The 363-nt window shown below is 39.1% G+C and carries 1 protein-coding gene; it reads left to right on the forward strand.

Annotated features, from left to right (window positions below):
• Positions 1–331: hypothetical protein (locus SB749_RS18890; protein WP_410711652.1), on the forward strand; the 331-nt coding region annotated here is incomplete at its 5' end.
• Positions 332–363 lie beyond the last annotated feature (32 nt).

The following is a 363-nucleotide window of genomic DNA, read 5'->3' on the forward strand; positions in this document are numbered from 1 at the left end:
CGATGGAGTGCCTTTTATTCATTTAAATCATCTGTGGGAAGAACTTGAAGTTATACAGGCTGAGTTTTCAAAGCGCCCGGGTAGCTGTTTCGTTTGGGATTGGGAACATCCAGATTCGAGCGCCCCTGAAAATCAGGCTGGTTTACATCCAGAAGCAACGCTTGATAAGACCTATATCTCTGAGAGAGGTCAAACAGTATTCGATCTGATTTTTGAGATGAAACAATATTCAGATGCGTTCCAAAGCGGAATCAGAATTGTAATAACAGATTTGACGGATAAGGGTGTTAAGTCAACATTTAGAATCCCCAAAGAACTAAAAGCACATTAGTTAATTCGTTTATGAATAATTTTGCCATTCAT

This window comes from Brevibacterium sp. SIMBA_078 (assembly GCF_046534565.1).
Classification (GTDB): Bacteria; Actinomycetota; Actinomycetes; order Actinomycetales; family Brevibacteriaceae; genus Brevibacterium.